Origin of the sequence: Undibacterium sp., assembly GCF_030683615.1 — a bacterium.
GTDB classification, from domain to species: domain Bacteria; phylum Pseudomonadota; class Gammaproteobacteria; order Burkholderiales; family Burkholderiaceae_D; genus Undibacterium; species Undibacterium umbellatum.
The window spans coordinates 86869-110641 of record NZ_JAUXQE010000022.1; the positions used below are offsets into that span (position 1 = coordinate 86869).

Sequence of the window (23773 nt, forward strand, 5' to 3'; positions counted from 1 at the left end):
TGCCTTACCAGATCTTGACGCGATCCTTTGGTGCCAGGTACTGCTTGTGCCCAGGTTGTACGGCAAATGCATCGTACCAGGCATCCAGGTTACGTACCGTCAACACCCGGTATTGTACTGGTGCATGTTCATTGGTAATGATGACTGTACGCAAAGTTTCATCACGCATTTTACGACGCCAGCTATAGGCATAAGACAAGAAAAATTCTTTGTCATCTTCCTTGGTGATCGCCTGTCCCTTTTGCTTCATGGAAGCGTGATAGGCATCATAGGCGGCCATCAAGCCAGCCAGATCAGCAATATTTTCACCCAGTGTCTGAGCGCCATTGACAGCCAGGTCAGGGAAAGCCTGGTACTGGTTAAATTGCGCGATCAAGGCTTTGGATGAAGTTTTGAAATATGCCATATCAGCCTTGCTCCACCAGTTGCGCAATTCACCTTTCGCATCAAACATGGAACCTGAATTGTCGAAGCTGTGACTGATTTCATGGCCTATGGTGGCGCCCAGCGCGCCATAGTTAGTCGCATCACTGGCATTCAAATCAAAATTTGGTGACTGCAAATAAGCCGCAGGAAAATTGATGGCATTTTGCATAGGCATGTTAACCGCGTTCACCAGTTGCGGATTCATACACCATTCAGTGGCATCGACGGGCTGGCCAAATTTTGCCAAAGCACGGCGATATTCAAATTCTTGCGCACGTTCGCGATTGCCGTATGCATCATTTACATCGACGCTCAAACCAGAATAGTCACGCCATTTGTCAGGATAACCAACCCCCACATAAGTAGCCTTGATTTTCGCCAGTGCTTCCTGCTTGGTTGCTGGCGTCATCCATTTCAGTGCCTGCACACGTTCGCCAAAAGCTGTCAGCAGATTCGTCACCATGCCGTTGACACGGGTCTTGGCCTCGGGTGAAAAGTTCTCGGCGACATAGAGCTTGCCGACTTCTTCACCGAGCGCCTCATTGGTTGCGGTGACTGCATACTTCCAGCGCGGCTGCGGTGCTTTGGCACCGGTGAGGGCGCTATAGAATTTGAATTTCTGTTCAAAGAAAGCCTGCGGTAAAACATTGACGCGCTGGTTGATGACATGAAAACGCAAATAGTCTTGCCAGCTTGCCAGTGCCGTATTAGCGACCAATGTGGACGAGGCTTTCAATGCACTGGGATGCCAGATGATGAATTTTTCTTGCCCATCCAGACCAGCCGCCTTGAAGTAAGCCTTCCAGTCCAGGCCACGTGCTTTCTTGTGAAAATCGGCCATGCTCCAGGTATTGTCAGCCTGCATCACATCGGAAGTTGCTTCACGATTGGTGTGACCTTTGGCAATCGCCATTTCCAGGTCAAATACCCGCTTGGCAGCTTGCTCTGCATCAGGAACATCGGCCAGCTTCAGTGTCGCAGCAATGTAAGCCAGATAATTTTTCCTGAGCTCGACCATCTTGGGGCTTCTGGACAAATAATATTCACGATTTGCCAGACCCAGCCCACCTTGCAAGAGGTAGGGCATGTATTTTTTATGGTCATGAAAACCCTGTGCCACCCACAGGCCAAACAGATTTTCTGTAAAAATGTTGGCAGTATTAAGTGGGTCAACATCGGCACGCAAATGCTTGCCCAGGTAGGTCGCGAGACTGGTTTTATCTTGCACTGCAGAAATGCTTTGCATCTCGCCTTGCAATGGTGCCAGGCCACGCTGATTGATAGCATCAATATTCAGATGTGCGGAGTAAAAGTCGCCGACCTTGCGTACCGGGCTGCCTGGCGCTGCCGTGGTGGCCTGCTCGATCAATTTCAAAACTTTGGTGTCAGACTGTTCTATCAGGCTATCAAAATTCCCTACTGCGACTTTATGGTCAGGGATGACCACATTCTTCAACCAGCCACCATTCACATAGCGATAAAAATCATCTCCCGGTGCGACCGAAGTATCCATGCCCGCCTCTTTTTTTACAGCAGCAAGAGAGGTCTCGGCGGCATGCGCCATACTGTGCATCAATGGCAAGGCCAGCATGACTCGCAGGCATACACTGGCAATTGGCTTTAATGCGAACTTTGTCTTACTCATTATTTTCTTTCTTGTAGATGAAGTGGCTTGTAAGCCTTGCTTAAGCCTGCCGATATCAAGACTATTTATTTTCCTTTTCAATGAATGAAAAGCGTTTTGCTTGATCATAAAATCGGGCCTGAAAGCCACATGTGAGTGGCACAGCTTTGAGGCTGGCGACGACAACGAGTTCAAGTGTTTCTTTGATTTTTCCTATTTTCGCACTTTGGAAAAAACATCATTTTCCTTCCACGCGGGCATCGATTTAGCGTTGGCAATTTCTCGCCCCAGATTCAAGGTAAACTGCGCCTGTTCGGTCATTCCAGACAAGTCCCAACTGGCATCATATTCGTCAGTGACCTGGTGATAGCGCTTGCCATAGCCACGGGCTTTTTCCAGCGAAGCTTGCGGCTCGTTGATATAGTCACGGCCACTGCCTATGGAGAATGCCGGTACGCCAGCCTTGGCAAAGCTGAAGTGGTCGCTGCGAAAATAGCCGCCCGCCACATCGACACGAGGAGGGGCAATTACCATATTCATGCTTTGCGCCACCTTGTTGGCAGCGACGATGAGGTCACTGCGGTCTGCGCCAAAGGCACTGATGTCTTTGGTGCGACCGACAAAATTAAGGGTATCCAGATTCAATGCGGCTGCCGTTTTATTCAGTGGCCATATTGGATGCGCGGCATACCAGGCGCTACCGAGCAGGCCCTGTTCTTCTGCGGCTACCCACAAGAACATCTGGCTGCGTTTTGTCGGTTGCTGCACTGCTGCTTTTGCCATCGCCAGTAAGGCTGCGGTTCCTGAACCATTGTCAACGGCACCGTTATAAATGACATCACCAGCTCCCTCCTGCTTGCCCATGTGATCCCAATGTGCGCTGTAGATCACCAGTTCATCTTTCAGTTGCGCGTCTGTACCTGGCACGATGCCAGCAATATTGAATTGCTCCAGCTGGCGTACTTGCGACTTTGCTTCACCCTTGAGCCTGGCCTTGATGGCGACAGGCTTGAAATCCCTGCGCTCGGCAGCCTGGCGCAGGGCATTCAAATCCAGGCCCGATGCCGCAAACAGGGTGTTTGCGGCACCATCGGTGATCCAGCCCTGTATCGCCAGGCCTTGAGCATCCTTTTTCACCAACTGGAATTGCTCACCCATGCCACCGTTTTTCAAGACATCCCAGTTGGCGTTGGCAGAAGCGTCAGTGTGTATCAGCAAGACGCCTGCAGCACCGCGCCGCAAGGCCTCCTCAGTCTTGTAAGAACGACGACCATAATAAGTCAAGGCCTTGCCACCAAAGCGGTCTGGCTGCTCAGCAGTCGGTTGAGGATCATTCACCATAACGACCAGGATTTTGCCTTTGCAGTCTACATCTTTGAAGTCATCCCATTGCTCTTCTGGCGCATTGATGCCATAACCGACGAACAGTAATTCATGATCAAACCGATGCGAGCTCATGGCATCACCTGCACTCCATATCCAGTCAGTGCCAAAAGTCAGATTGAGCGACCTGGCAAGATGTATATTGACAGAGCTTTCCATTGGCAAAGACTTGATACCCCTGATGCTAACCGCCTGCCTATAGCTATTGCCATTGGCTGGCAATAGCCCCAGCGCTGCAGCCTGGGTTTCCAGGTAAGCAACAGTCAGGTCACCTCCGCGCTGACCTGTGCCTCGGCCTTCAAACAGGTCAGAAGAAAGAAGAGCCAGATGAGCGCGCAAGGCGGTTTCATTTACCTGGTTTGCCTGCATCTGGGCGAAGCCATGTGCAGGAAACCCCAGTACAAATGTCAGGAAGGCAGAAGATAAATAGTATGCGGAATGTTTTTTCATTATTATTCGAGACCAGATGAGAGAATAAGGCAGCCAGTTTAGAGCAAGAAAATCAGAATACGTTCAACATCTACGTATAAAATTTCCTATAAATCTATTCCCTGTAAAGTCGGGTTGCACCGCACAACTAAAATGAAGACGACAATTAAGACCACCTCGTTGGTCATGACACTGAGCTGTACCCTGGCGACACAGGTACATGCCGCCAGTTGCAAGCTGGAGAGTATCCCGGTTACCCCGCTCAAGCCTGGGCAGTATGAGACATTCCATGCAAAGGCAAAATCCGTGGAGTTGCGCTTCCGCAGCGATACTAATGATCCTGACGTAGATGCTTTCCCTGAACCACCCTTGCAGGTATTGCACAGCGCAAACCAGAGCCAGTGCGAAATCAACAGCGGTATCTGGGTCAGAAAGGATGCCTATCTGAGCCAGGATGAGCAAGTATTGGTCACCCATGAATTCAGTGGCTCAAATGACTTTTTAGTGTTTTACAAGACAGGCGATTGCAGCAAGCTGCATGAACTGAATGTATCTGCCTCCAGATGGAAAATCACTGGCAATAGGATAAGCGTGCAGAGCATGGAAGGTACAATGAAAAACCGACGACCCAGGCATTATGTACTGGATGCAAACTGCATACCTGCAAATAGACAATAAATCCAATGCGTAGGGGCGAGCGATTGCACGGGATTAATTGCCGTGAGTCTTGCTTGTTGAAGATGTGAGTTAATGCAAAAAAAGTACTTCTCCAGACATAGACAAAGAGTACTACTTCGGAAGGACAATCGCGCGCCAATGTATGAATGAACGACCTGACTTCGCTTCCATTATTTCAGATAGGATTTATGAATGCGGTGGCCAAGCACTGAATTTTTTGATGTGCCAAAAAAGAATATCCGCCTCGATGCTTATTGGGAATTAGAAATTGAATATGACATTTAGAATCTGGACAAACAAAGTCGATACCAATCATGACTTTACCGAATCGCAAGTTCGGGATATGAAGGCACTCATGGGCATTAATCTGACTGGAGGGGTGCAATTGGCCGAGATATGGCCAAATGTCGTAATCGACATCTTGTCAGAGTACCCCCCTGCAGATAGTTTTCTATGCGGGCCAATGCTAATTGTACGAAAACCACTAGCCGATGTTCTTTTTGAGTTTGCGTCAAAAGATGATATTGAATTTCTTCCAGTGGACGTGCTTTTCAATGGAAAGCTTCAAGGCGAATACGGATTCATAAATGTACGCTTGATTTGTGACGCACTAGACCGAAAGAGATCAACATTCACTGAACTGGATGGCGTAGTCGACTCGATCAATCGCATTCGCATTGACGGACTTGCAGCCAAAAATAAGTCAATATTTTTATTGGATTCCATTGAGTGGGTTCTCTGCATTTGCGATGTACTAGCAGAGCGTATTGAGAGGGAAAATTTCTCAGGTCTTTCATTGAAGCAAGATATCGAGTGGCGTCCATTCTAACCTCCCGACACGGCGGCCTCAGACATCTTAAGAAAACATCTTAATTCATTGATTTTCAATGAGTCTTCGCTATGCTCACAACCCGTTTAAGACTCGTAAAAAGCAGATTTGTACTGACTAATGCCTTCTAATAACTCTTGCGAAAGAGTAACATTTACCAAAGTTGGTGAGGTTTCCTCATCCGTAAACATTACAAGAAACACAGCCGGGTCTTCATTTTCATCGCAGATAAAGTACTTATATTGATACCCTTGATATGCGGCAAAAACAAATGCATTGTCAGGCAGCGCTATACCCTCAGTAGCGAGCTCTCGCTCCAGTTCATTTTTTAAATTACACACACGAGGGAAAGTAAAATCAGAATCTCTTGCATAGAGTCCAGCACCTCTTCCGCATTGAAGCATAAATTGCTTATATGTCTCTGGTAAGTGAGTGACATTTTGTGCTTGGCACATTTCATTTAGATCAGGCTCCGCTATACCTTTGATCTGCGTTTCAAAATCTAAGCCAGCTTCTGTTAATACGCTAATGTAGTTCATCGTAATTCTGTTTTTTTAGACTGCCGCGAAATTGAATCAATTGAAAAATATTGCACATGTACAACGCATCTCTGCCATCACTTAAACGGTGCGGAACAAGACACGAAGTCACACAAACTGTTGTCAGGGCCTAATATGAAAACGGCATTATGAAAAAATTTCGGATTACTTATATTTGGCCTTGCCCAAACAAAATTTCCAACTTGGTATAGATGTCCGGATGAAACGACAGGTTTGAAATCTTCGCTGAAATTTCCATACTCAAACGTAGACTTGAAGCTTCCATCTTTGGCAAATACATAATCTGTCCCAGAATCGCAGCTTGCCAGGCAATATACCAACATATCCTGACCATTCCACCTAGATACTCTTCGAAATTTTTTTGCTCTCATCAGTTTGCTACTTGCAATCCAAACAGCTTGTTTCAAAAGTTCGTTTTCACGACTAGAGAACACTTCAAACTTGGGATGCTCAAAACTTCGTTTTACCAAGCTGAGGTCACCCTTTTCCCGTATAAGCACCAACACTTCCAATGGGTAAAAATTTCTATCTTGTCCTTCATCTACGCGAAATTCAACAACAACATGCTCTTTCAAAAGCACAGATTCTGAAGTAGAAGCAAAAAGCTTGGTATTGGGCAGCAATAAAAGACAGCAAAGGATTTTTTGCAAGTTTCTCTTGATCATTTTTGTGCAACACAAGAATAAAATTTTCAAAAACATAGGGCAAACACGTCAAAGTGATTGCCCTATATTGTCCTTCGAAAAAACTAAATGCTAGTAATTAAGCCAGGTGACGCAATTCCCGCAACGCCACTGACACGGGTGCCAGGTCCGGTCCCTGTGCGCTGATGGTGGTCAGCAAGGCAGTCAGTCTGTCTATGGCAGGTGCATGCTGGGCACGCCAGTTGGCAATCTCTTCCTGGCGTGACAATATGCCACGGGTGATCTGGCTGGCAATCGAATACACATCGTCACGAGCACTGCCCCGCGCCTGGGTCTGCCACAGGGTATCGGTAGGCAGCCGGTTGATCTGATTGCGCCAGCCTGTGAGGCCGAGTTCATCATCAATACCAAAATAGGCACGTGCTACTTGCTCCAACCCACTGCTGGTGCTTTGCGCCAGGTCAACCAGATCAAGCGCCGGGAAGATGTATTCCAGCGCCGTCAGGTTTTGCGCCAGCGTGGCTTCTACACCGGCTTGCGTCAGTGCCTCGGCCTCTTTTTGCCAGTTGGCGTGGGCATTGACTGGCAGCCAGTCATCAAGTTGCCAGCGCAACTCACGCGCTGCTGGTTGATAACGCTGTATCAGGGTTGGCAGATCAGTGCTTTGCGCACGTATGCGCAGCATCCAGCGTGAAGCCCTTTGGGCAATCGCGATCAACTTGGACAACAGATCAAGTTGCAATTTTGAATCAACCTTATAGTCAAGCGCATCGATCTGATCCCAAAGCACTTCCAGGTCAAAAATCTCGCGAGCCAGGGTGAAGGCACGGATCACATCCGCCGCGGTCGCCCCTGCTTCTGATGCAATGAAGTTGACGAAGGTAGCACCAGCACGGTTCACCACGGTATTGGTGATGAAGGTGGCGATGATTTCGCGCTTCAGCGGGTGGTGAGCAATCGCTTCGGAAAAACGTTCGGACAAGACTTGCGGAAAGTAAGCCTTCAAGGCGCGACTGAAGAAAGGATCATCCGGCAAATTGCTGGCGACCAGTTCATCAAACACTGACATCTTGGCATAGGCCAGCACGACCGCACCTTCTGGTGCAGTCAGGCCCTGCTTCAAGGCCTTACGATGGAAGATTTCATCATCGCTGGGCAGGTATTCAATGGCGCGGTTCAGACGACCCTGTTTTTCCAGCGATTGCATCAGTCTTTGCTGGCCATCAAGTACATACAACGGCCTGTGGGCAGCGATATCCAGCGCCTGGCTTTGGTAATAATTATCGGTCAGCACCAGATGGCCAACTTCATCCGTCATCGAGGCCAGCAAATCATTGCGTTGCTTGAGTGTCAGATCACCTGCTTCAACAATGCTACCCAACAAAATCTTGATATTGACTTCGTGGTCAGAGCAATCAACACCGGCAGAATTATCAATCGCATCAGTGTAGATACGGCCACCTTTTTGTGCGAATTCTATACGGCCATTTTGTGTGCAACCGAGGTTACCGCCTTCTGCCAGGACCTTGCAGCGCAAGTCATTGCCATTGACGCGGAAGGCGTCGCCGGCCTTGTCGCCGACCTGGGCATGGGTTTCATACTTGGCTTTGACATAGGTGCCTATGCCGCCGTTGTACAGCAAATCAACCGGTGCCTGCAAAATGGCACGCAGCAATTCAACTGGTGCCAGCTCGGCAGTTTCTATGCCTAACACAGCACGGGCTTCCGGACTCAGGCTGATGGATTTTGCGGTGCGTGGGAACACGCCGCCACCAGCAGAAATCAGGCTCTTGTCGTAATCATCCCAGCTGGAGCGCGGCAGGTTGAACAGGCGCTGGCGCTCGGCAAATGAAGTTGCCACATCTGGTGAAGGATCGATGAAGATATGACGGTGATCAAATGCCGCCACCAGTTTGATGTGCTCTGAAAGCAGCATGCCATTGCCAAATACATCGCCTGACATATCACCAATACCTGCCACGGTGAATGCCGTATCTTGCGTATTCACACCCATTGAGCGGAAATGGCGCTTGACCGATTCCCAGGCACCACGTGCAGTGATCCCCATTTTCTTATGGTCATAGCCGACTGAGCCGCCAGATGCAAATGCATCACCCAACCAGAAGCCATAATCTGCCGATACACCATTGGCGATATCCGAAAATGTTGCCGTACCCTTATCGGCCGCAACCACCAGGTAAGGATCATCCACATCATGGCGGATGACCAGTTTGGGCGGTACTACCGCGCCCTTGACGATATTGTCGGTCAAGTCCAACAAGCCGGACAGGAAGATTTTGTAGCAGGCCACACCTTCGGCCTGATAGGCTTCACGGTCAGTCGCTGGCGGTGCATTCTTGAGTACAAAACCGCCTTTGGAACCAACAGGCACGATGACCGTGTTCTTGACTTGCTGGGCTTTCACCAGGCCCAGGATTTCTGTACGGAAGTCTTCACGCCTGTCGGACCAGCGCAAACCACCACGCGCCACTTTGCCGCCGCGCAGATGCACACCTTCAACACGTGGGGAATACACCCAGATTTCAAACAGCGGCTTGGGTTCGGGCACGCCCGGCACTTCGCGCGGATTGAGCTTGAAGCTCATGTAAGGCTTGAATGCCCCACTGTCTGTGGTTTGCCACAGATTGGTGCGCAGGGTGGCGACTATAGTGGCGATAAACTGCCGCAAGATACGGTCTTCATCCAGGCTGGCGACATTGCCCATCTGGGTTTCCAATTGCTCGCGTATATGTTTTTGCGCCTGTTCACGGTCACCGACATAATCGGGCTTGAAGCGAGCACCGAACAATTCGGCAATCAATTGTGTAATTGGCGCATTCTTGTTGAGTGCCGCTTCGATATAGTTCTGGCTGTAGGCAAAACCCAGTTGCTTGAAATAACGTGAACAGGCGCGCAAGACAGCGATAGAGCGTGCATCCAGCGTGGTATTGAGTACCAGGCGATTCAGGTCATCGCTTTCAACCTCACCACTCCATGCTTGCGAAAACAGGTTTTCAAAACGAAGTTTGACAGCAGACAAATCCGTATTGACTGGTAATTGCAGGCCCAGATCATGTATCCATAAAGTCCCGCTGCCGCTACCTATGTGATAGGGATGCTCATCCAGCACCCTGGCTCCCATATGTTCCAGCACTGGCAGCGAATCAGACAGCGCCACCTTGCTTGTGTTGTATATCTTGAAGCGCAACATGCCAGGCCCGGCATCGAGTGGCCGATACAGCTTGACCACCATGGGTGCATTCTGATTCAGGCTGGCCAGCATGTCTGCATCTTCTGCACCGACCAGGGCAGAAAAATCTTCCCGGTAAGCTGTCGGGAAGGCATGGGCAAAACGGTTTGCCAGGCTGAGGCCATTACCTTCACCATGCGAGCGCAACAACTCTGCCGTGCAATCATCTTCCCAGCGCTGGGCAAGTTTGGCGATACGCGCTTCCAGCATAGCCAGGTTGACGTTTTGCGGCGCGACGTCCTTGGCCCTGACCAGATAATGGATGCGCGCCAATGGGCTGTCGGTCAGCATGGGCGTGAATTCTATGGATAGCCCATTCAAGGCTATCATCAATTCATTGCCTATCTTGACGCGCAACTCCGTGTTGTACCGATCACGCGGCACAAATACTTGGGCCGAAGTAAAACGGCCAAAGGGATCACGACGCAAGAACAAGCGGGTGCGCTGGCGTTCTTGTAGGCGCAAGATGCCTATCGCATGATCAGCCAGGGTAGCAGCATCGATCTGGAACAACTCGTCACGCGGATAATCATCAAGGATAGCTTGCAAGGATTTGGCAGCATGGCTCTCAGGTACGACGCCAGAAGTATTCATGACATTCGTCACACGCTGGCGCACCAGCGGGATATTGCCTACTGGTTCAGAATACGCCGTGGAGGTGTACAGACCCAGGAAACGTGATTCACCAATGACATTGCCAGCATCATCAAACCGCTTGACGGCGATATAGTCTAGCCAGGCAGGCCTGTGCACGGTGGCACGGGTCATGGCCTTGGTGACCATGACCATTTCTGTGGAATCTATCAAGGCCACGACTTCTGGCGGCAAACGGGTTTCTGCTGTTTTGACAGAGCCACGTAAGATACCGAGGCCAGATTCAGCGATTGCCACCAGGCTGACACTGCCACCCTCGCGCTTCAAATCGTAGTCCCGTACACCAAGGAAGGTGAAATGGCGGTCTTCCAGCCAGGCTAGGAAAGCGATCGCTTCATCGCGTTTTTCCGGTGCCTGGGTATATTTTTCACAAGCGGTGCGCACTTCGCGCACACGGGCCAGCATGGGTTGCCAGTCAACCACGGCACCACGGACATCGGACAAGACACTTTTCAGATCTTCCACCAGGGCTTGCTGTGCAGCCTGATCAACGATGCGGTCGCACTCCACCAGAATCAGGGATTCTACCGGATCATCACGCCCAGCCGCCTTCGCCGCTGCCACCGTGCTCACTGCAGACACGCTGCCATTCGCATCACGCGCCACGCTCATCAGCGGATGCACTATCCAGTGCGCTGTACGGCCACTGCGATTGATTGCCATGGTCACTGAATCCACCAGGAAAGGCATATTGTCATTGACGATTTGCACGACAGTATGGTCGCTGACAAAGCCATCTTCTGCCAGGGTGGGGTTGAATACCCTGATTTTTGGTGTCTGAGCAGTACGCGGTGCATCCAGCAAACGCCAGTGGGCATTGGCCTGGGCAAACAGGGTAGCCGGACCACGGCTGATGATTTCATCCGGGTCAGTGTTTTCAAAATAGGCAGTGATGAAAGAGCCCTGGCGTTCAGACGCCGGGCCAGTGTGCGCTTGCGCATAAGCGATCAGCTCAGCGAAGTGGGAAGAGGTCATACGTTCTCCTTCTATTGGAAGATAACGAGAGATAAAGATGCAAGTCTGTCTTTGCACCATATTGTGCAAGTATCCTCCATTATGCAGATGGAAACAAACGGGATTTCCCTTACGAGCGTACGGAAAAATACTACTTAGACAGGAGTATGAGCACGGTTTAAGACCAGTTCACGTCAAGTGTTGCTTACTTACACAAAAATGCTGGCAAAATGCAACATTGCATCAAGGACCTTAAATGCTGTTTTTTTGCTTTTTCTCAAATGTCCCAGTCCAGGACATGACAGCTTTTGCACATGAAAAGCAGTGTGCAGTGCAGCATCAACTTGGCTCAATCATTAAACCGCACAGGCTGTATAAACCATCCCACTATACTGGCAATCAGCATGATGGCCGCCAGCCACATCAGCTTGCGCCAGGGTTGGCTGCCGCTTTTGATGATCTCAAAGCTGTCGACAAAGATGGTTTCGCAAGCGCCATTGCCTGTATCCGTGCGGACTATGCTGGTGCCGCGCTTGAAGGGAAAACCATGGTCATGTGCATATTCCGAGAGGCGGCCACGAAGGCGTATCTGGTCGCCAATCTCGACTTTTTGTATGAGTTTTACCAGTGCGGGCTGGTCGGTCAGCAAATGATTATTCGAGAGGGCCGTCTGGTCAAAGGCAGCAAACGCCTCGGCTGAATTGGCGCGGATATTGCAAGTAAACTGACCACTGGAAAAACTGAGATCGTTGTACACCCCATTGCTAATATTTTTACCCCAGACCACGCAGATATCCATGATATTCAGATGGTCATTCCAGTCACGGTGCAGGTGATCCCACCAGGTTTTGGCATCATGCTTGCTGACAACCAGGCCAACAAGGTCGTAGTCGTAGAGCGGCTGCACTTTATAAGTAACACCACCTTTGCTGGCTGTAAACGCTGTTTGCGTGATTTGTGTTTGCCGTGGTTCATTGAGCAGCACACTATCCACCTCTGCCACAGGCGGCAAAACCTTGCCTTTCCACAAGGCCAGCAGCAAGAGGCAAAAGCTGGATAAGACCATCCACTTCAACAGGGTGCGCAGCATAGGGGACGATTAATTTGGCTAGGACTAGTCGAGCTTCAACAAGCTGGCATCATGCAGAGAACAAGCCTGCACTTTTGCTCCAAAAAAGTCAGCCTGTAATTGAAAGGCACGCAATATTCTTTGCCGCCCCAACTCATCGTCCGGCAGCGTGAATATTACTTTGAGCACGGTGGCATCGGCAGAAGTCGCACTGCTGGCAGTTGCGGTTTGTGCTGTGCTCTGACTCGCTGGCCTTACGGGGTCGGGTATGGTTTGTGGCAGTAGCAGGTGCATTTCAGCCAGGATTTCAGCCTCACTGATGACGACCGTATCATGGTTGCCATGAAATTTTCGCCCACTGGAACTGGCATCGGCAATGCCCCCGGTGATTTCAAATTCTGTCACTGAAATACGCTCGTAATGAAAGGCTTGCCAATCACTGTTTTGCTGCTCAACTGGTTGACCTGACAGAAATTTGCGATTTGCCACGATGGCCATGGCTGCGGCTGCCATGCCACCACCAGCAATCATACCAACAGGCAACATCTCCGCCAAACTATCTGGCACGCTTTCCATGCCCGTCATGCTCACTTCGCTCATTTGTTATCTCTGTCAAAAAGGACCTTCGTGCATTGTATTCCTATGTATGCACAAACGGTCCTTTCCTTTGACAATGCAGACGGATTACCGGATAGCTATCTCAGAAAACCGGATTTACTTTGCAGTTTCTTCGGCTGCCTTGGCTTCGTCTTTTTTCTCGTCCTGCGGTGGGTCCTTAGGCATGGGCTTGCGCGGCAACATGTCATTGCGGTTCGCCGCATGCGCGACGAAGCTGGCCAATACCATGGAAGCCTGGGTCAGGTCACTCTTTTGTACCTTGTCATACACATCTACGCTGGAATGATGGGTGCGGCTGAAGTAATCCATATCATCCTGGATGAATTGAAAACCGGGCACGCCGACGCGGTCGAAACTGACATGGTCGGTGCTGCCAGTGCTACGCAAGGTTGTTGTAGTTGCCCCCACATCATGGAAAGGAGCCAGCCAGGCATCGAAGATCGGTTTCAGGGCGGCATTATTTTCTGCGTAAATACCACGAATTTTTCCGCCGCCATTGTCCAGGTTGAAGTAGGCAGAAATCTTGCCGTGCATGGGTTTGATGCTCAGAGGCCCGGTAGGTTTGCGGGCAAAGCTGGGCAATTCCAGTTCCTTGGGATCAGTGGGTTCTGGTCGTGAAGCGACCCATTTATTGACATAGGCACGTGAACCCAGCAAACCCTGCTCTTCACCGCCCCACAGGGCGATGCGTATGGTGCGGCGCGGCTTGAAGCCGCTGGCTTTTAACAGACGCATGGCTTCCATGGCCATGGCGACACCGGCAGCGTTATCTGTAGCACCCGTACCGCCATGCCAGGAATCCAGATGCGCACCCAGCATGACGATTTCATCTTTTTTATCTGTGCCCGTAATTTCTGCCAGTACATTGATGGCGGCTTCCGGGTCTTCATCGTTGAAAGTTGCCTTGACGTCGATCTCCAGTTCCACGGTTTTCTTCTTTTCCACCAGGCGATACAGACGGTTATAAGTTTCCGTGGCAACAACCAGGTTAGGTGGTCCGGTCAACTCCCCTTTCTTGTACGAGCCACCGTCCTGTACAAAGATGGTGCCGTCTTCGCCACGAGTCACATTCAGTGTCGCCAGGACTTTTTCTTCCATCAGGAATGCGCGCAGTTTTTTAGCAAACATGAATCGCTTGACATAGGTCTGCATATCGCCACGGCGTGAAGGAGCAGGGTCAAAATCAATCTTGCTGAGCTCACCCAGCTCATCATGGGAATAGCGGTGGGCATCTGCCTTCACACGTGGTTTGATGGGCAGGGGATCATCCAGCATCACGATGGCACCAGCCAGTTTGCCCTTCCATTTGGCGAGATCTTCCTCAGCCGCTATTTTTGCGATGACCAGCTTACCGCGTTGCAATCCATCTGTCCCAGGCGTCCAGGCTTTGGGGATGGCATACAGATCGACTTGTGAAGGGACGACCATGCGCAGTGTGGTTTTTTCCAGTGTCCAGCCACGGCCAAACGGAGCAAAACTCTCGCTGTGGATGTTTTGCAGGCCCCATTCACTCATTTTACTGCGGGTCCAGTCTCCCGCCTTGCGCAAGGCGGGCGAACCTGTCAGCCGGGGGCCGATTTCATCGGTCAGTACGCCCATTATTTCTTGCGCCTTGGAGCGGTTCATGGCCTCATCACGCAATTTGGTGATCAGGTCGAGATCAATTTTTTCTTCATTGACGGTCGCAGCAAATGCAAACTGACCGGAAAAACTGCTGGCGATGAGGGCGGTACTACATAAAACCTGAAGCATGCGCATTAATGTCTCCTGTTGGAATATTTTTCTGAAATGCCGGCAGGGGTCTTAATTATCATTCTTATACCGGACTTGCTGTCTGGGGTTTGAGCAGGCAAACCGGGAATTGTTCCTTGATTTCCGTGCATTTAGGAAATATTTCTTATATTTAACAGGAATACCTGAAAAAAATTTGCTGACATCCAGTTTGACAAGGCAATAAAATTATCATACTTTACCAATTAGTTAAATAAAGAAATACCGCCATCCTATGCAGCAAGATGCCCTCAGCATGACATTTTCGGCACTGGCCGACCCCACCCGCCGCGCCATCCTGGCCCGACTGTCCACGGGCGAATCTTCAGTCAGTGAACTGGCGCAACCATTTGAGATGAGCATGTCCGCCATTACCAAGCATTTGAAAGTGCTGGAGCGCGCTGGCCTTATCACGCGCAGCCGCAGTGCCCAGTGGCGCCCTTGCCAGTTACAGGCTGCACCACTCAAAGAAGCATCAGGCTGGGTTGATCAATACCGCCAGCACTGGGAGCAGAGCCTCGACAGGCTTGAAATTTATCTGCAAGACCTGCAGCAATTACCGTCACCGGAGAACAAACATGAATGAAAACAAACCAGATTTTGTCATTACCCGCGTCCTGAAAGCGCCGCGTGAACTGACATTTACTGCCTTTAGTGAAGCAGATCACCTGGCGAAATGGTGGGGGCCGACAGGCTTTAGCGTAGTCCAGTCCAGCATGGATTTGCGCGTCGGTGGCAGCTATCACTTTGGCATGCGCGGCCCGGATGACAGCATGATGTGGGCTAAATTTGTTTACAAGGAAATAATTCGTCCTGAAAAACTGGTTTATCACCATAGTTTTTCTGACGAAGAAGGCAATCTGTCCCATCACCCCATGAGTCCGACCTGGCCGCTGGAGATTTTATCGACGGTCAGTTTTGATGAACATGCTGACGGCACCCTGCTGACGATACGCTGGAGCCTGCTCGACAATGCCACTGATGAAGAAAGACGCATATTCCACGCGACCTTTGGCAGCATGGATCAGGGTTTTGGTGCCACCCTGAATCAGTTGCAGGCTTACCTCGCCAGACTCTAATATTTTCGGGGCTTCAGTCTCACAGGGGAACACGCAGACATTTTTACTGAATTTTAGTAAGTAAAAGTGAATAACTAGCATGACAAGTAAAATCGCGAGTAGAATTCAGCGTCATTTTTTAAATCGTCGTATGCCGACAGGCATGATATCTGCTGCAAAGTCAGCTCAATATTGAAGGAATGTGTATGTCAATTAAATCCCGTGTAGTCCTGGGTAGCGCGCTTGCCTTGTTGGTACTCAGCGCCTGTAATGATAAAAATGCAGATAAAGCTGCATCAGCTTCTGCTTCAGCCTCAGCCTCGGCATCTGCCAGCAGCAACGAAGTTGCTGCCACTGTTGATGGCACAGCGATCAGCAAGAAGCAACTCGACCAGATCATGCAACAGCAAGCCGGCCAAGGCATGCCTGATACGCCTGAAACACGCAAAATGATCATCGACAACCTGGCCATGCAACTCCTGGTTGCCAAAGAAGCCGTCAAAAAAGGTTTGGAAAAAACCCCTGACGTTGCTGACCAACTGGAAATGACACGTCAATCCATCCTGGCCAATGCCTTTGTCAAGGATTACATCAAGACAGCAGCTGTCACTGATGAAGGCCTGAAAGCAGAATACGAAGACTTCAAAACCAAGAATGGCGGTAATGAATACAAGGCACGCCATATCCTGGTAAAAACAGAAGACGAAGCCAAAGACATCATCGTCAAGATCAAAAAAGACATCAAAGCTTTTGAAGGTCTGGCAAAATCCAAATCCCTGGACCCAGGTTCCAAAGTCAGCGGCGGCGACCTCGGCTGGTTCAATCCACGCGGCATGGTGCCAGAATTTGGCGCAGCAGTTGCCAAACTGGAAAAAGGCAAATTCACAGAAGAGCCAGTCAAATCACAGTACGGTTACCACGTCATCGTTCTTGACGATTCCCGTCCTGTCGCCGTCCCGCCACTGGAAGAAGTCAAAGCAGGCCTGACTCAGCAATTGCAACAAAAAAATCTGAAGAAAATGCTGGATGACATGAAGGCAAAAGCCAAGATAGAAATCAAGGAAGCACCAGCCGCAGCTTCTGCTCCGGCAGCAACAGCACCGCTGACTGTGACACCAACTGTTGTACCAGCAGCATCTGCATCTGCATCCGCTTCAGCTTCTGCTGACGCAGCCAAAAAATAAGTCCTGGTCCTGCAGAGTAACAAGGCCATCAAGCCAGGCTTGATGGCCTTTTTCTTTACCCGCAACGTCTATTTGGCACCACAAAATAATTAAATTATTGCCAATAATTGCAATTCTTGAGACACTATTATTATCAATAGTACAAGCAAGCAATTTCCCCTACCTTGCCCAGCTCAGGAGGCTCTCATGCCAACCCAGACCATCCCCTTCAACGGCAGTGAACTGGCACTGGATGCCCGCCCTGATAGACTGGATATACGTGACCGCATGTACACCCCCAGGGTGCGGAATTTGCCGATTGCCTATCCCGAACCGGATTTCGTCAAAAAACAGCTGGCCAATTACATCAAGTCAAATATGGTCTTGAATCAGGGCAAGGATGGTGCCTGTACCGGCTTTGGGCTGGCTGCCGTCATCAATTATCTGTTTTGGCTACGTGACTCCAGCAGCAAGGAAAGCAGCCCCCGCATGATTTATCATCTGGCTCAATTGTATGATGAGTGGGCAGGGGAAGATTATGTCGGTTCCAGTTGCCGTGGCGCGCTCAAGGGCTGGCACAAGCACGGTGTTTGCAGCCGCGAACTCTGGCCTTACACGGTAGACAAGAATGACAAAGTGCCCGATTTCGAAGCACCCAAACCAGGCTGGGAGAAAGATGCACTTAGTCGCGCCCTCGGTGTGTATTACCGCATAGACAAAGAATCCATCACCGACATGCAGGCTGCCATCGTTGAGATAGGTGCCATCTATGTCTCTTGCAAAGTACACCGGGGCTGGGGCGAAGTAAGTCCAGCCAAGACTGCAAGCCTTAGCAAGCTGGATCAACTGCCCATCGTCAACTTCAGTGAAATCAAGGCCGGTGGCCATGCCTTTGCCTTGCTAGGCTATACCGATCAGGGTTTTGTCGTACAGAATTCCTGGGGCAGGGATTGGGGCTTGCAAGGCTTTGCCATTCTCACTTATGACGACTGGCTGGTGAATGGCAGCGATGCCTGGACTGTTTCCCTGGGCGTACCAGTGCGTCAGGTGGATGCCGTGAATCGTACCCGAGCTGCAAAATTATTGGCACCGCAAGCCGATATCCCACCCTCTGCCGCCTTCAAAGCCAGTGGTTCAGCCCTGATACCAAATAGTGCCAGCGCATCCAGCAAGGCCGGACAGCCAGCATTAAGCATGGACCAGGCGTATAGCCTGACTGTGGTCATGGGAAATGATGGTGGCCTGATACAAAGATTGCTGGAAGTTGCCAATGCTGCGGCAACAGTGGACAAAGTCTTGCTGCAGGCACCGCAAGAATGGCTCAAGCAACAAGGCAAAAGCAAGGTATTGAAACTGGCTCTGTATGCCCATGGTGGCTTGAACAGTGAAGACGATTCACTGAAGCGCATTGCAGCCATGGCCCCCTACTTTCTGGCGAATGGCATTTACCCCGTTTTCATCACCTGGAAGACCGGGCTCAGTGAAACCATGGGCGATATCCTGACAGACAAGCTGAAAGACCATTTGCCAGCATTTGTTTTGTCTCGTGGCTGGTTGCAGCAACTCAAGAATGCCACTGTCGATGCCATGGACCGCACGGTAGAAAGCATGGCTGCCAGTCTGGGTGGCAAAGCGCAATGGATGCAGATGAAGCAAAATGCTGCACTGGCTATCGAAGATGACAACCCACCACGCGGCTTGCTGGCGATTGCCGACCGGCTCAAGGACTTGAACAAGGCATTGGGCAAGGGCAAACTCGAAATCCATCTGATTGGACATTCGGCTGGCTCTATCGTGCATGGTCATTTGCTGAACCTGCTGACAACGCGCAAGCTGACCGTCAGCACTTGCAGCCTGTATGCACCGGCTTGCAGCCTGGAATTTGCTGAAAACACGTATCGCCCCGCCATGGAAAACGATATCCTGGCGCGCGAAAATTTCCACATCCATCTGCTGTCGGATGCGCGCGAGCGGGATGACAATGTCGCAGGCATCTACCGCAAGTCCTTGCTATACCTGGTCGCACGCGCCTTTGAAACCCGCCACAAAACGCCTTTGCTGGGCATGGCTGCCAGCCTGGATGCCGCCTATTTCATCGGCAAGAAAACCCGGGATGGACATTGGAACGAAGCCACCATCGCTACGCTGAAAAGCTGGAATAAATTTTACTGGGGCAAAGACCTGCCCAGTGATTTTGCAGAGAATGGCGCAGGACTGACGGCGGATCAAAAAGCCAATCTGCACATCATCAACGACACTCACATCAGTAACGGCAAAGAATTGATACGGGTTGCCCACGGCACTTTTGATAATGATGTAGCTGTCATCTCGCAAACCCTGGCACGCGTCCTGGGCATGGAATCAGCAGATGCTTTGCCAGTGACGGTGGAGAATTTGGATTATTGAGATCGAAACGCCCCGCGACGATCTTGCTTAATAACCTCTTTCTTGCCAGTGAACAAGCCTGACTGGTTTTCTTCAACTGGAACTGCGTTGCATGAATTGCCACGCAAGGACGGTTTGCCACTGGATGGTGTCACGCTCAAAGAATTCCAGGCGCAGTGATTGACCGCCTGTTCTATGATGACCTTCATGCAAAAAACCCCGCATGAAAGCGGGGTTTGGCTTGCGAGTTAACTCAATGAGAACTCACTCAGACTTTATTTAGGGCCTTTGCGATGTGGCTTGGCTGCTGCTGGTTTACCAGCGCCATAACCCTTGGCTTTTTCTGTCACGCGGCGATCACCGCCAGCTTTTTTGGGGCCGAAAGGGGATGGCTGGTTGACTGGCAGAGGCTTGCGCACGTGGTCTTCACCAACCGGGCTGATCTGGATTTGCTTGCCTGCGACCCAGACACCTTTCAACTGTTTCAGCAATTCCTTGGGCATGCCATCTGGCAAATCAAGCGTGCTGTAGTCGTCGAAAATATCGATACGGCCTATGTGCTTGGCTTCCAAACCGGCTTCATTGGCAATCGCACCGACGATATTGCTAGGCGTTACTGCATCTGCCTTGCCGACTTCGATACGGTAAGTCAGCATGGGGATGCTGACCTTGCCTTTGCCGTCAGCCTTGTCTTTCTTGGGCTTGGCCGGGCGTTCTTCATCGAGGGGTGCACGGGCGGCGCGGTCTACTACCTGGTTCAGTTTGCTGCCTGGTGCTGCTTCGGCAACACTAGGGGCACGTGGGGCGCGTTCACGAGGCGCTTCTTCACGCGCACGTGGTGAAGGGCGGGATGCTGAAGCACTGCTGCCGTGGCCTTTTTCTGCACTGATGCGCAGGGCCTGGCCAGCGACACGTACTGAACTCAGATGTTCCATCATGTCGCCAGGCAAATTGTCTGGCAGATCAAGGATGGTGTAGTCATCATAGATATCGATACGACCGATGAACTTGGATTCTATATTGGCTTCATTGGCGATCGCACCAACGATATTGCCGGGCTTGACGCCATGATCATGTCCAACTGCGATACGGAAAGTCTGCATGCCAGGCTCTGGTGTGCGCGGACTGTGTTCACGGCGTGCGCCACGGTCTTCACGCGGTGCGCGTTCGAATCTATCGCCCCGGTCACCCCTGTCGCCCCGATCACGGTCACCACGCTCAGCACGGGCCGGACGCTCATCGCGCCAGCTATCGTCGTTTTTCGTTTCTTTACGGTTTTTATCGAGCAGCAAAGGTTCATCACCACGCGCCATTTTGGCGAGTGCAGCAGCAATTTCCACCGCAGGGATATTTTGCTCACGCTCAAAATCTTCGATCAGGGAAGTGAATTCTTCCAGACCACCTTGTGCCAGCGTGGCAGAAATCTGGTCCTTGAAGCGGGCGATACGGACATTATTAACTGTCTGGATAGTCGGCAATTCCAGCGGTGACACTGGCTGACGGGTTGCCCGCTCAATCGCTTTCAACAAGTTCTTTTCGCGTGGTGTGATGAACAGGATGGCTTCACCACTGCGACCGGCACGGCCAGTACGGCCTATGCGGTGGGTATAGCTTTCAGGGTCATACGGTACGTCATAGTTGATGACATGGCTGATACGCTCTACGTCCAGACCACGGGCAGCAACGTCAGTCGCGACCAAAATGTCGATCTTGCCGTCTTTCAGTTGCTGGATGGTGCGTTCACGCTGTTGCTGGTTGATGTCGCCATTGATGGCGGCTACCGAGAAGCCTCTTGCACCCAGCCTGGCTGCCAGTTCTTCTGTACCCAGTTTGGTACGTGCAAAAATGATCATCCCGTCAAAAGTCTCGGCTTCCAGTATGCGTGTAAGGGCGTCCAGCTTGTGCATGCCGCTGACCAGCCAGTAGCGCTGGCGTATATTGTCGGCAGTGCCAGTCTTGGCAGCGACTGTTACTTCTGCCGGTTTGTTCAGGTAAGTCTGGGCAATGCGTTTGATGGCAGGAGGCATGGTGGCCGAGAAGAGCGCCGTCTGGCGGCCTTCTGGCGTTTCTTGCAGGATGCGCTCTACATCATCAATAAAGCCCATGCGCAGCATTTCATCGGCTTCATCCAGCACCAGGGTTTTCAGGGCGGATAAATCCAGCGTGCCCTTGTCCAGATGATCAATGACGCGACCAGGCGTACCCACCACCACATGCACGCCACGGCGCAGTGCCGACAGTTGCGGGCCATAGCTCTGACCACCGTAGATAGGCAAGACGTGGAAACCGGGGATATGGCGCGCATAGGTCTGGAAGGCTTCCGCGACCTGTATTGCCAGTTCGCGTGTCGGTGCCAGCACCAGCGCCTGTGGCGTAGTCTGGCGAATATCGATGCGCGACAGAACAGGCAGGGCAAAAGCAGCGGTTTTGCCTGTACCTGTCTGGGCCTGACCCAGGACGTCACGGTTAGACAGCAAAATCGGGATGGTTGCTGCCTGTATCGGCGACGGTGTTTCATAGCCTACATCCTGCAAGGCGCGCAGAATAGGCGCACTCAGTTGCAGGTCTTCAAAGGTAATCGGAGGTGTGTTTTCTGACATGGCGATGCTCGCTCGTTCTTTCGTATCGCAGGATGCGACAAGATGGTTATCCCTATAGTTTACTCTTCTACGCCAATCTCAGGGGATTTTCCTGCCAGCGACACTTGACAAAAAATACAAATTTTGCTTACTTATAAATTATATTTTTGATATTATTCATTATGTATTTAGTACTTTATCTAATGCGTAGTCCCGAATAAACCAGACTCAAGAATCCTCTACACCATGAAAAAATACCTGTTATTGGTATCTGCTTTTATTTGCTCGATGAACTCACTGCCAATTGCCAGCGCCGCAGATTTACCTTCTGACGCCGTCCGTCTATATGCCAAAAACGCCAAGGTCGATGTACTACTAAATATTTCATATGAATCTGAAGACCTGGCAACCATAGACGCATTTCGTAAGGCTCTTGCCGATCTGGGACTTGCCTACAAGATGGAATTCAGCGTTACTACAGCGAGCAATAAAGTCACATCAAAAAAGTGGAAACTAAAAACCAGCAACAAAGTCGACCTTAAGGACAATAATGTAGATAATCAGGTCAGTACCCTGTACGAAACTGTCAAATCAAAAAGTGGCAGTTTTTCCTGGGACGTAGCGACAACCCCAAAGTAAATGCATCAGCTCATTTCATGAAATCGATGAAAGCCCGCAAAGCCGCCGATTGATGGCGGCGGCTGGGATAATACAAATAAGTACGCTCGGCCGCTGGCCACCAGTCTTCCAGCACATACTGCAATTGCCCCAGCTGCACCAGTTCATCGGCATAGCCACGGTAGGTATAGCATATCCCGGCACCATCACTGGCAGCACGGGTGGCCACATAAAAATCATCAACCACTAGCGCGCCGGTGGTGGCGACTTCCATTTTTTCTTGTCCACGCTGGAATTCCCAGCGATACCTTTGTCCGCTGGGAAAACGAAATTGTATGCATTGATGTTGCAGCAAATCATGTGGCGTTACAGGAATACCATGCTCTGTCAAATAGGCAGGTGCAGCGCAAACGACGAAACGGACTTCCGGCCCCACCGGGATCGCCACCATATCTTGCTGCAGGCTTTCACCGAAACGCAGGCCGGCATCGAAGCCCTGCTCAACGATATCAATGAGCGCATCGCTACTGACGACTTCCAGTTCCACTTCAGGATAGACGGCATGCCAGGCCGCCATCAACGGTGCCAGCGTGAGCTGTGCAGCCGGACGCGGCACGTTCAGGCGCAGGCGTCCTACCGGTTTATCCCTGAGTTCATTCAGACTTTCCAGTGCGCCCTGGATTTCTTGCAGCGCTGGCTGCAGACTCTGCAGTAAACGTTCGCCTGCCGGGGTCAGGCTGACACTGCGGGTCGTGCGTTGCAATAAACGCATGCCCAGTTTTTTTTCCATCCTGGTCAGCGTGTGACTAAGGGCAGAAGCCGTGATTTGCAATTCCTGAGCGGCCTGGCGAAAGCTGCGGCATTCGGCAACACGGGCAAAAGCCAATAAATCATTCAAGTCTGGTGACATACTGCTATTCGCTCATTATTTGCTGACATTATAAGGTTTCCTTGAATACAAGTATTGTCTGCCATTTCCTCACCATGCCGATACCAAGGTATGTTCTGCAAAAAACTTAATCAAAAAGTATGGGTCACTGATTTATAATTCTGTCGCCCTGTTTGCAATTTCTCACACTCTG

Annotated in this window: 18 protein-coding genes; 7 read left to right on the top strand and 11 right to left on the bottom strand. The window is 50.8% G+C overall.

The features are described 5' to 3' along the window. Positions 1–4 precede the first annotated feature (4 nt). Positions 5–2071 (bottom strand): M13 family metallopeptidase, encoded by a 2067-nt coding sequence (locus tag Q8K39_RS12025; RefSeq protein WP_305260457.1) that lies wholly within the window; start codon positions 2069–2071, stop codon positions 5–7. A gap of 192 nt (positions 2072–2263) precedes the next feature. After that, positions 2264–3883, bottom strand: a complete 1620-nt coding sequence (locus Q8K39_RS12030) for a M28 family peptidase (protein WP_305260458.1) — start codon at positions 3881–3883, stop codon at positions 2264–2266. Between the two features lie 132 nt (positions 3884–4015). On the opposite strand from Q8K39_RS12030, the gene Q8K39_RS12035 reads away from it, so the two are divergent. Together Q8K39_RS12035 and Q8K39_RS12040 are read left to right on the top strand one after the other, a co-directional pair. After that, entirely contained in the window at positions 4016–4540 is a 525-nt protein-coding gene (locus Q8K39_RS12035; RefSeq protein WP_305260459.1) for a hypothetical protein, read from the top strand. Between the two features lie 274 nt (positions 4541–4814). Then, entirely contained in the window at positions 4815–5369 is a 555-nt protein-coding gene (locus tag Q8K39_RS12040; RefSeq protein ID WP_305260461.1) for a hypothetical protein, read from the top strand. 86 nt (positions 5370–5455) lie between these two features. Here Q8K39_RS12040 and Q8K39_RS12045 read toward each other — a convergent pair whose 3' ends face one another. The 6 genes from Q8K39_RS12045 to Q8K39_RS12070 all read right to left on the bottom strand — a co-directional run bounded on the left by Q8K39_RS12045 (position 5456) and on the right by Q8K39_RS12070 (position 14876). Beyond that, positions 5456–5908, bottom strand: a complete 453-nt coding sequence (locus tag Q8K39_RS12045) for an SMI1/KNR4 family protein (protein ID WP_305260463.1) — start codon at positions 5906–5908, stop codon at positions 5456–5458. Positions 5909–5985: 77 nt separating this feature from the next. Beyond that, positions 5986–6579 carry a hypothetical protein gene (locus tag Q8K39_RS12050; RefSeq protein WP_305260465.1) on the bottom strand — a complete coding sequence of 198 codons (594 nt, stop codon included), beginning with the start codon at positions 6577–6579 and terminating at the stop codon, positions 5986–5988. Positions 6580–6691: 112 nt separating this feature from the next. Further along, positions 6692–11452, bottom strand: a complete 4761-nt coding sequence (locus tag Q8K39_RS12055) for an NAD-glutamate dehydrogenase (protein ID WP_305260467.1) — start codon at positions 11450–11452, stop codon at positions 6692–6694. Between the two features lie 328 nt (positions 11453–11780). After that, entirely contained in the window at positions 11781–12521 is a 741-nt protein-coding gene (locus Q8K39_RS12060) for a hypothetical protein (RefSeq protein ID WP_305260469.1), read from the bottom strand. A 24-nt stretch (positions 12522–12545) separates the two neighbouring features. Next, a complete protein-coding gene (locus Q8K39_RS12065; protein WP_305260472.1) occupies positions 12546–13100 on the bottom strand; it encodes a hypothetical protein in 555 nt (184 codons plus the stop codon). Positions 13101–13214: 114 nt separating this feature from the next. Then, a complete protein-coding gene (locus Q8K39_RS12070; RefSeq protein ID WP_305260473.1) occupies positions 13215–14876 on the bottom strand; it encodes a M20/M25/M40 family metallo-hydrolase in 1662 nt (553 codons plus the stop codon). A gap of 268 nt (positions 14877–15144) precedes the next feature. Between Q8K39_RS12070 and Q8K39_RS12075 the strand changes: the two genes are divergently transcribed. The 4 genes from Q8K39_RS12075 (at position 15145) to Q8K39_RS12090 (ending at position 19515) form a co-directional block, all read left to right on the top strand. Next, on the top strand, positions 15145–15474 hold the full coding sequence (locus tag Q8K39_RS12075) for a helix-turn-helix transcriptional regulator (protein ID WP_305260475.1): 330 nt from the start codon (positions 15145–15147) through the stop codon (positions 15472–15474). After that, positions 15467–15967 (top strand): SRPBCC domain-containing protein, encoded by a 501-nt coding sequence (locus tag Q8K39_RS12080; protein ID WP_305260477.1) that lies wholly within the window; start codon positions 15467–15469, stop codon positions 15965–15967. Before Q8K39_RS12075 ends, Q8K39_RS12080 begins: the two co-directional genes overlap by 8 nt. 185 nt (positions 15968–16152) lie before the next feature. Further along, positions 16153–17130, top strand: a complete 978-nt coding sequence (locus tag Q8K39_RS12085; protein WP_305260479.1) for a peptidylprolyl isomerase — start codon at positions 16153–16155, stop codon at positions 17128–17130. A gap of 186 nt (positions 17131–17316) precedes the next feature. Next, complete coding sequence (locus Q8K39_RS12090; protein ID WP_305260481.1) at positions 17317–19515, top strand: C1 family peptidase; 2199 nt, start codon at positions 17317–17319, stop codon at positions 19513–19515. Here the strand turns inward: Q8K39_RS12090 and Q8K39_RS12095 are convergent. Next, positions 19509–19703, bottom strand: coding sequence for a hypothetical protein (locus Q8K39_RS12095; RefSeq protein WP_305260482.1), 195 nt, complete (start codon positions 19701–19703; stop codon positions 19509–19511). The genes Q8K39_RS12090 and Q8K39_RS12095 overlap by 7 nt on opposite strands. Before the next feature lie 66 nt (positions 19704–19769). Next, complete coding sequence (locus Q8K39_RS12100; protein WP_305260484.1) at positions 19770–22094, bottom strand: DEAD/DEAH box helicase; 2325 nt, start codon at positions 22092–22094, stop codon at positions 19770–19772. 225 nt (positions 22095–22319) lie between these two features. On the opposite strand from Q8K39_RS12100, the gene Q8K39_RS12105 reads away from it, so the two are divergent. Then, positions 22320–22712, top strand: coding sequence for a hypothetical protein (locus Q8K39_RS12105; RefSeq protein WP_305260486.1), 393 nt, complete (start codon positions 22320–22322; stop codon positions 22710–22712). A gap of 10 nt (positions 22713–22722) precedes the next feature. On the opposite strand, the gene Q8K39_RS12110 is transcribed toward Q8K39_RS12105, so the two are convergent. Beyond that, positions 22723–23601 carry a LysR family transcriptional regulator gene (locus Q8K39_RS12110; RefSeq protein ID WP_305260488.1) on the bottom strand — a complete coding sequence of 293 codons (879 nt, stop codon included), beginning with the start codon at positions 23599–23601 and terminating at the stop codon, positions 22723–22725. Positions 23602–23773: the final 172 nt, after the last annotated feature.

Bases quoted from the DNA above. Each gene is read 5' to 3' on its own strand.
- Q8K39_RS12025 (WP_305260457.1), bottom strand. From the start codon at position 2,071: ATGAGTAAGACAAAGTTCGCATTAAAGCCAATTGCCAGTGTATGCCTG.
- Q8K39_RS12030 (WP_305260458.1), bottom strand. From the start codon at position 3,883: ATGAAAAAACATTCCGCATACTATTTATCTTCTGCCTTCCTGACATTT.
- Q8K39_RS12035 (WP_305260459.1), top strand. From the start codon at position 4,016: ATGAAGACGACAATTAAGACCACCTCGTTGGTCATGACACTGAGCTGT.
- Q8K39_RS12040 (WP_305260461.1), top strand. From the start codon at position 4,815: ATGACATTTAGAATCTGGACAAACAAAGTCGATACCAATCATGACTTT.
- Q8K39_RS12045 (WP_305260463.1), bottom strand. From the start codon at position 5,908: ATGAACTACATTAGCGTATTAACAGAAGCTGGCTTAGATTTTGAAACG.
- Q8K39_RS12055 (WP_305260467.1), bottom strand. From the start codon at position 11,452: ATGACCTCTTCCCACTTCGCTGAGCTGATCGCTTATGCGCAAGCGCAC.
- Q8K39_RS12060 (WP_305260469.1), bottom strand. From the start codon at position 12,521: ATGCTGCGCACCCTGTTGAAGTGGATGGTCTTATCCAGCTTTTGCCTC.
- Q8K39_RS12065 (WP_305260472.1), bottom strand. From the start codon at position 13,100: ATGAGCGAAGTGAGCATGACGGGCATGGAAAGCGTGCCAGATAGTTTG.
- Q8K39_RS12070 (WP_305260473.1), bottom strand. From the start codon at position 14,876: ATGCGCATGCTTCAGGTTTTATGTAGTACCGCCCTCATCGCCAGCAGT.
- Q8K39_RS12075 (WP_305260475.1), top strand. From the start codon at position 15,145: ATGACATTTTCGGCACTGGCCGACCCCACCCGCCGCGCCATCCTGGCC.
- Q8K39_RS12080 (WP_305260477.1), top strand. From the start codon at position 15,467: ATGAATGAAAACAAACCAGATTTTGTCATTACCCGCGTCCTGAAAGCG.
- Q8K39_RS12085 (WP_305260479.1), top strand. From the start codon at position 16,153: ATGTCAATTAAATCCCGTGTAGTCCTGGGTAGCGCGCTTGCCTTGTTG.
- Q8K39_RS12090 (WP_305260481.1), top strand. From the start codon at position 17,317: ATGCCAACCCAGACCATCCCCTTCAACGGCAGTGAACTGGCACTGGAT.
- Q8K39_RS12095 (WP_305260482.1), bottom strand. From the start codon at position 19,703: ATGAAGGTCATCATAGAACAGGCGGTCAATCACTGCGCCTGGAATTCT.
- Q8K39_RS12100 (WP_305260484.1), bottom strand. From the start codon at position 22,094: ATGTCAGAAAACACACCTCCGATTACCTTTGAAGACCTGCAACTGAGT.
- Q8K39_RS12105 (WP_305260486.1), top strand. From the start codon at position 22,320: ATGAAAAAATACCTGTTATTGGTATCTGCTTTTATTTGCTCGATGAAC.
- Q8K39_RS12110 (WP_305260488.1), bottom strand. From the start codon at position 23,601: ATGTCACCAGACTTGAATGATTTATTGGCTTTTGCCCGTGTTGCCGAA.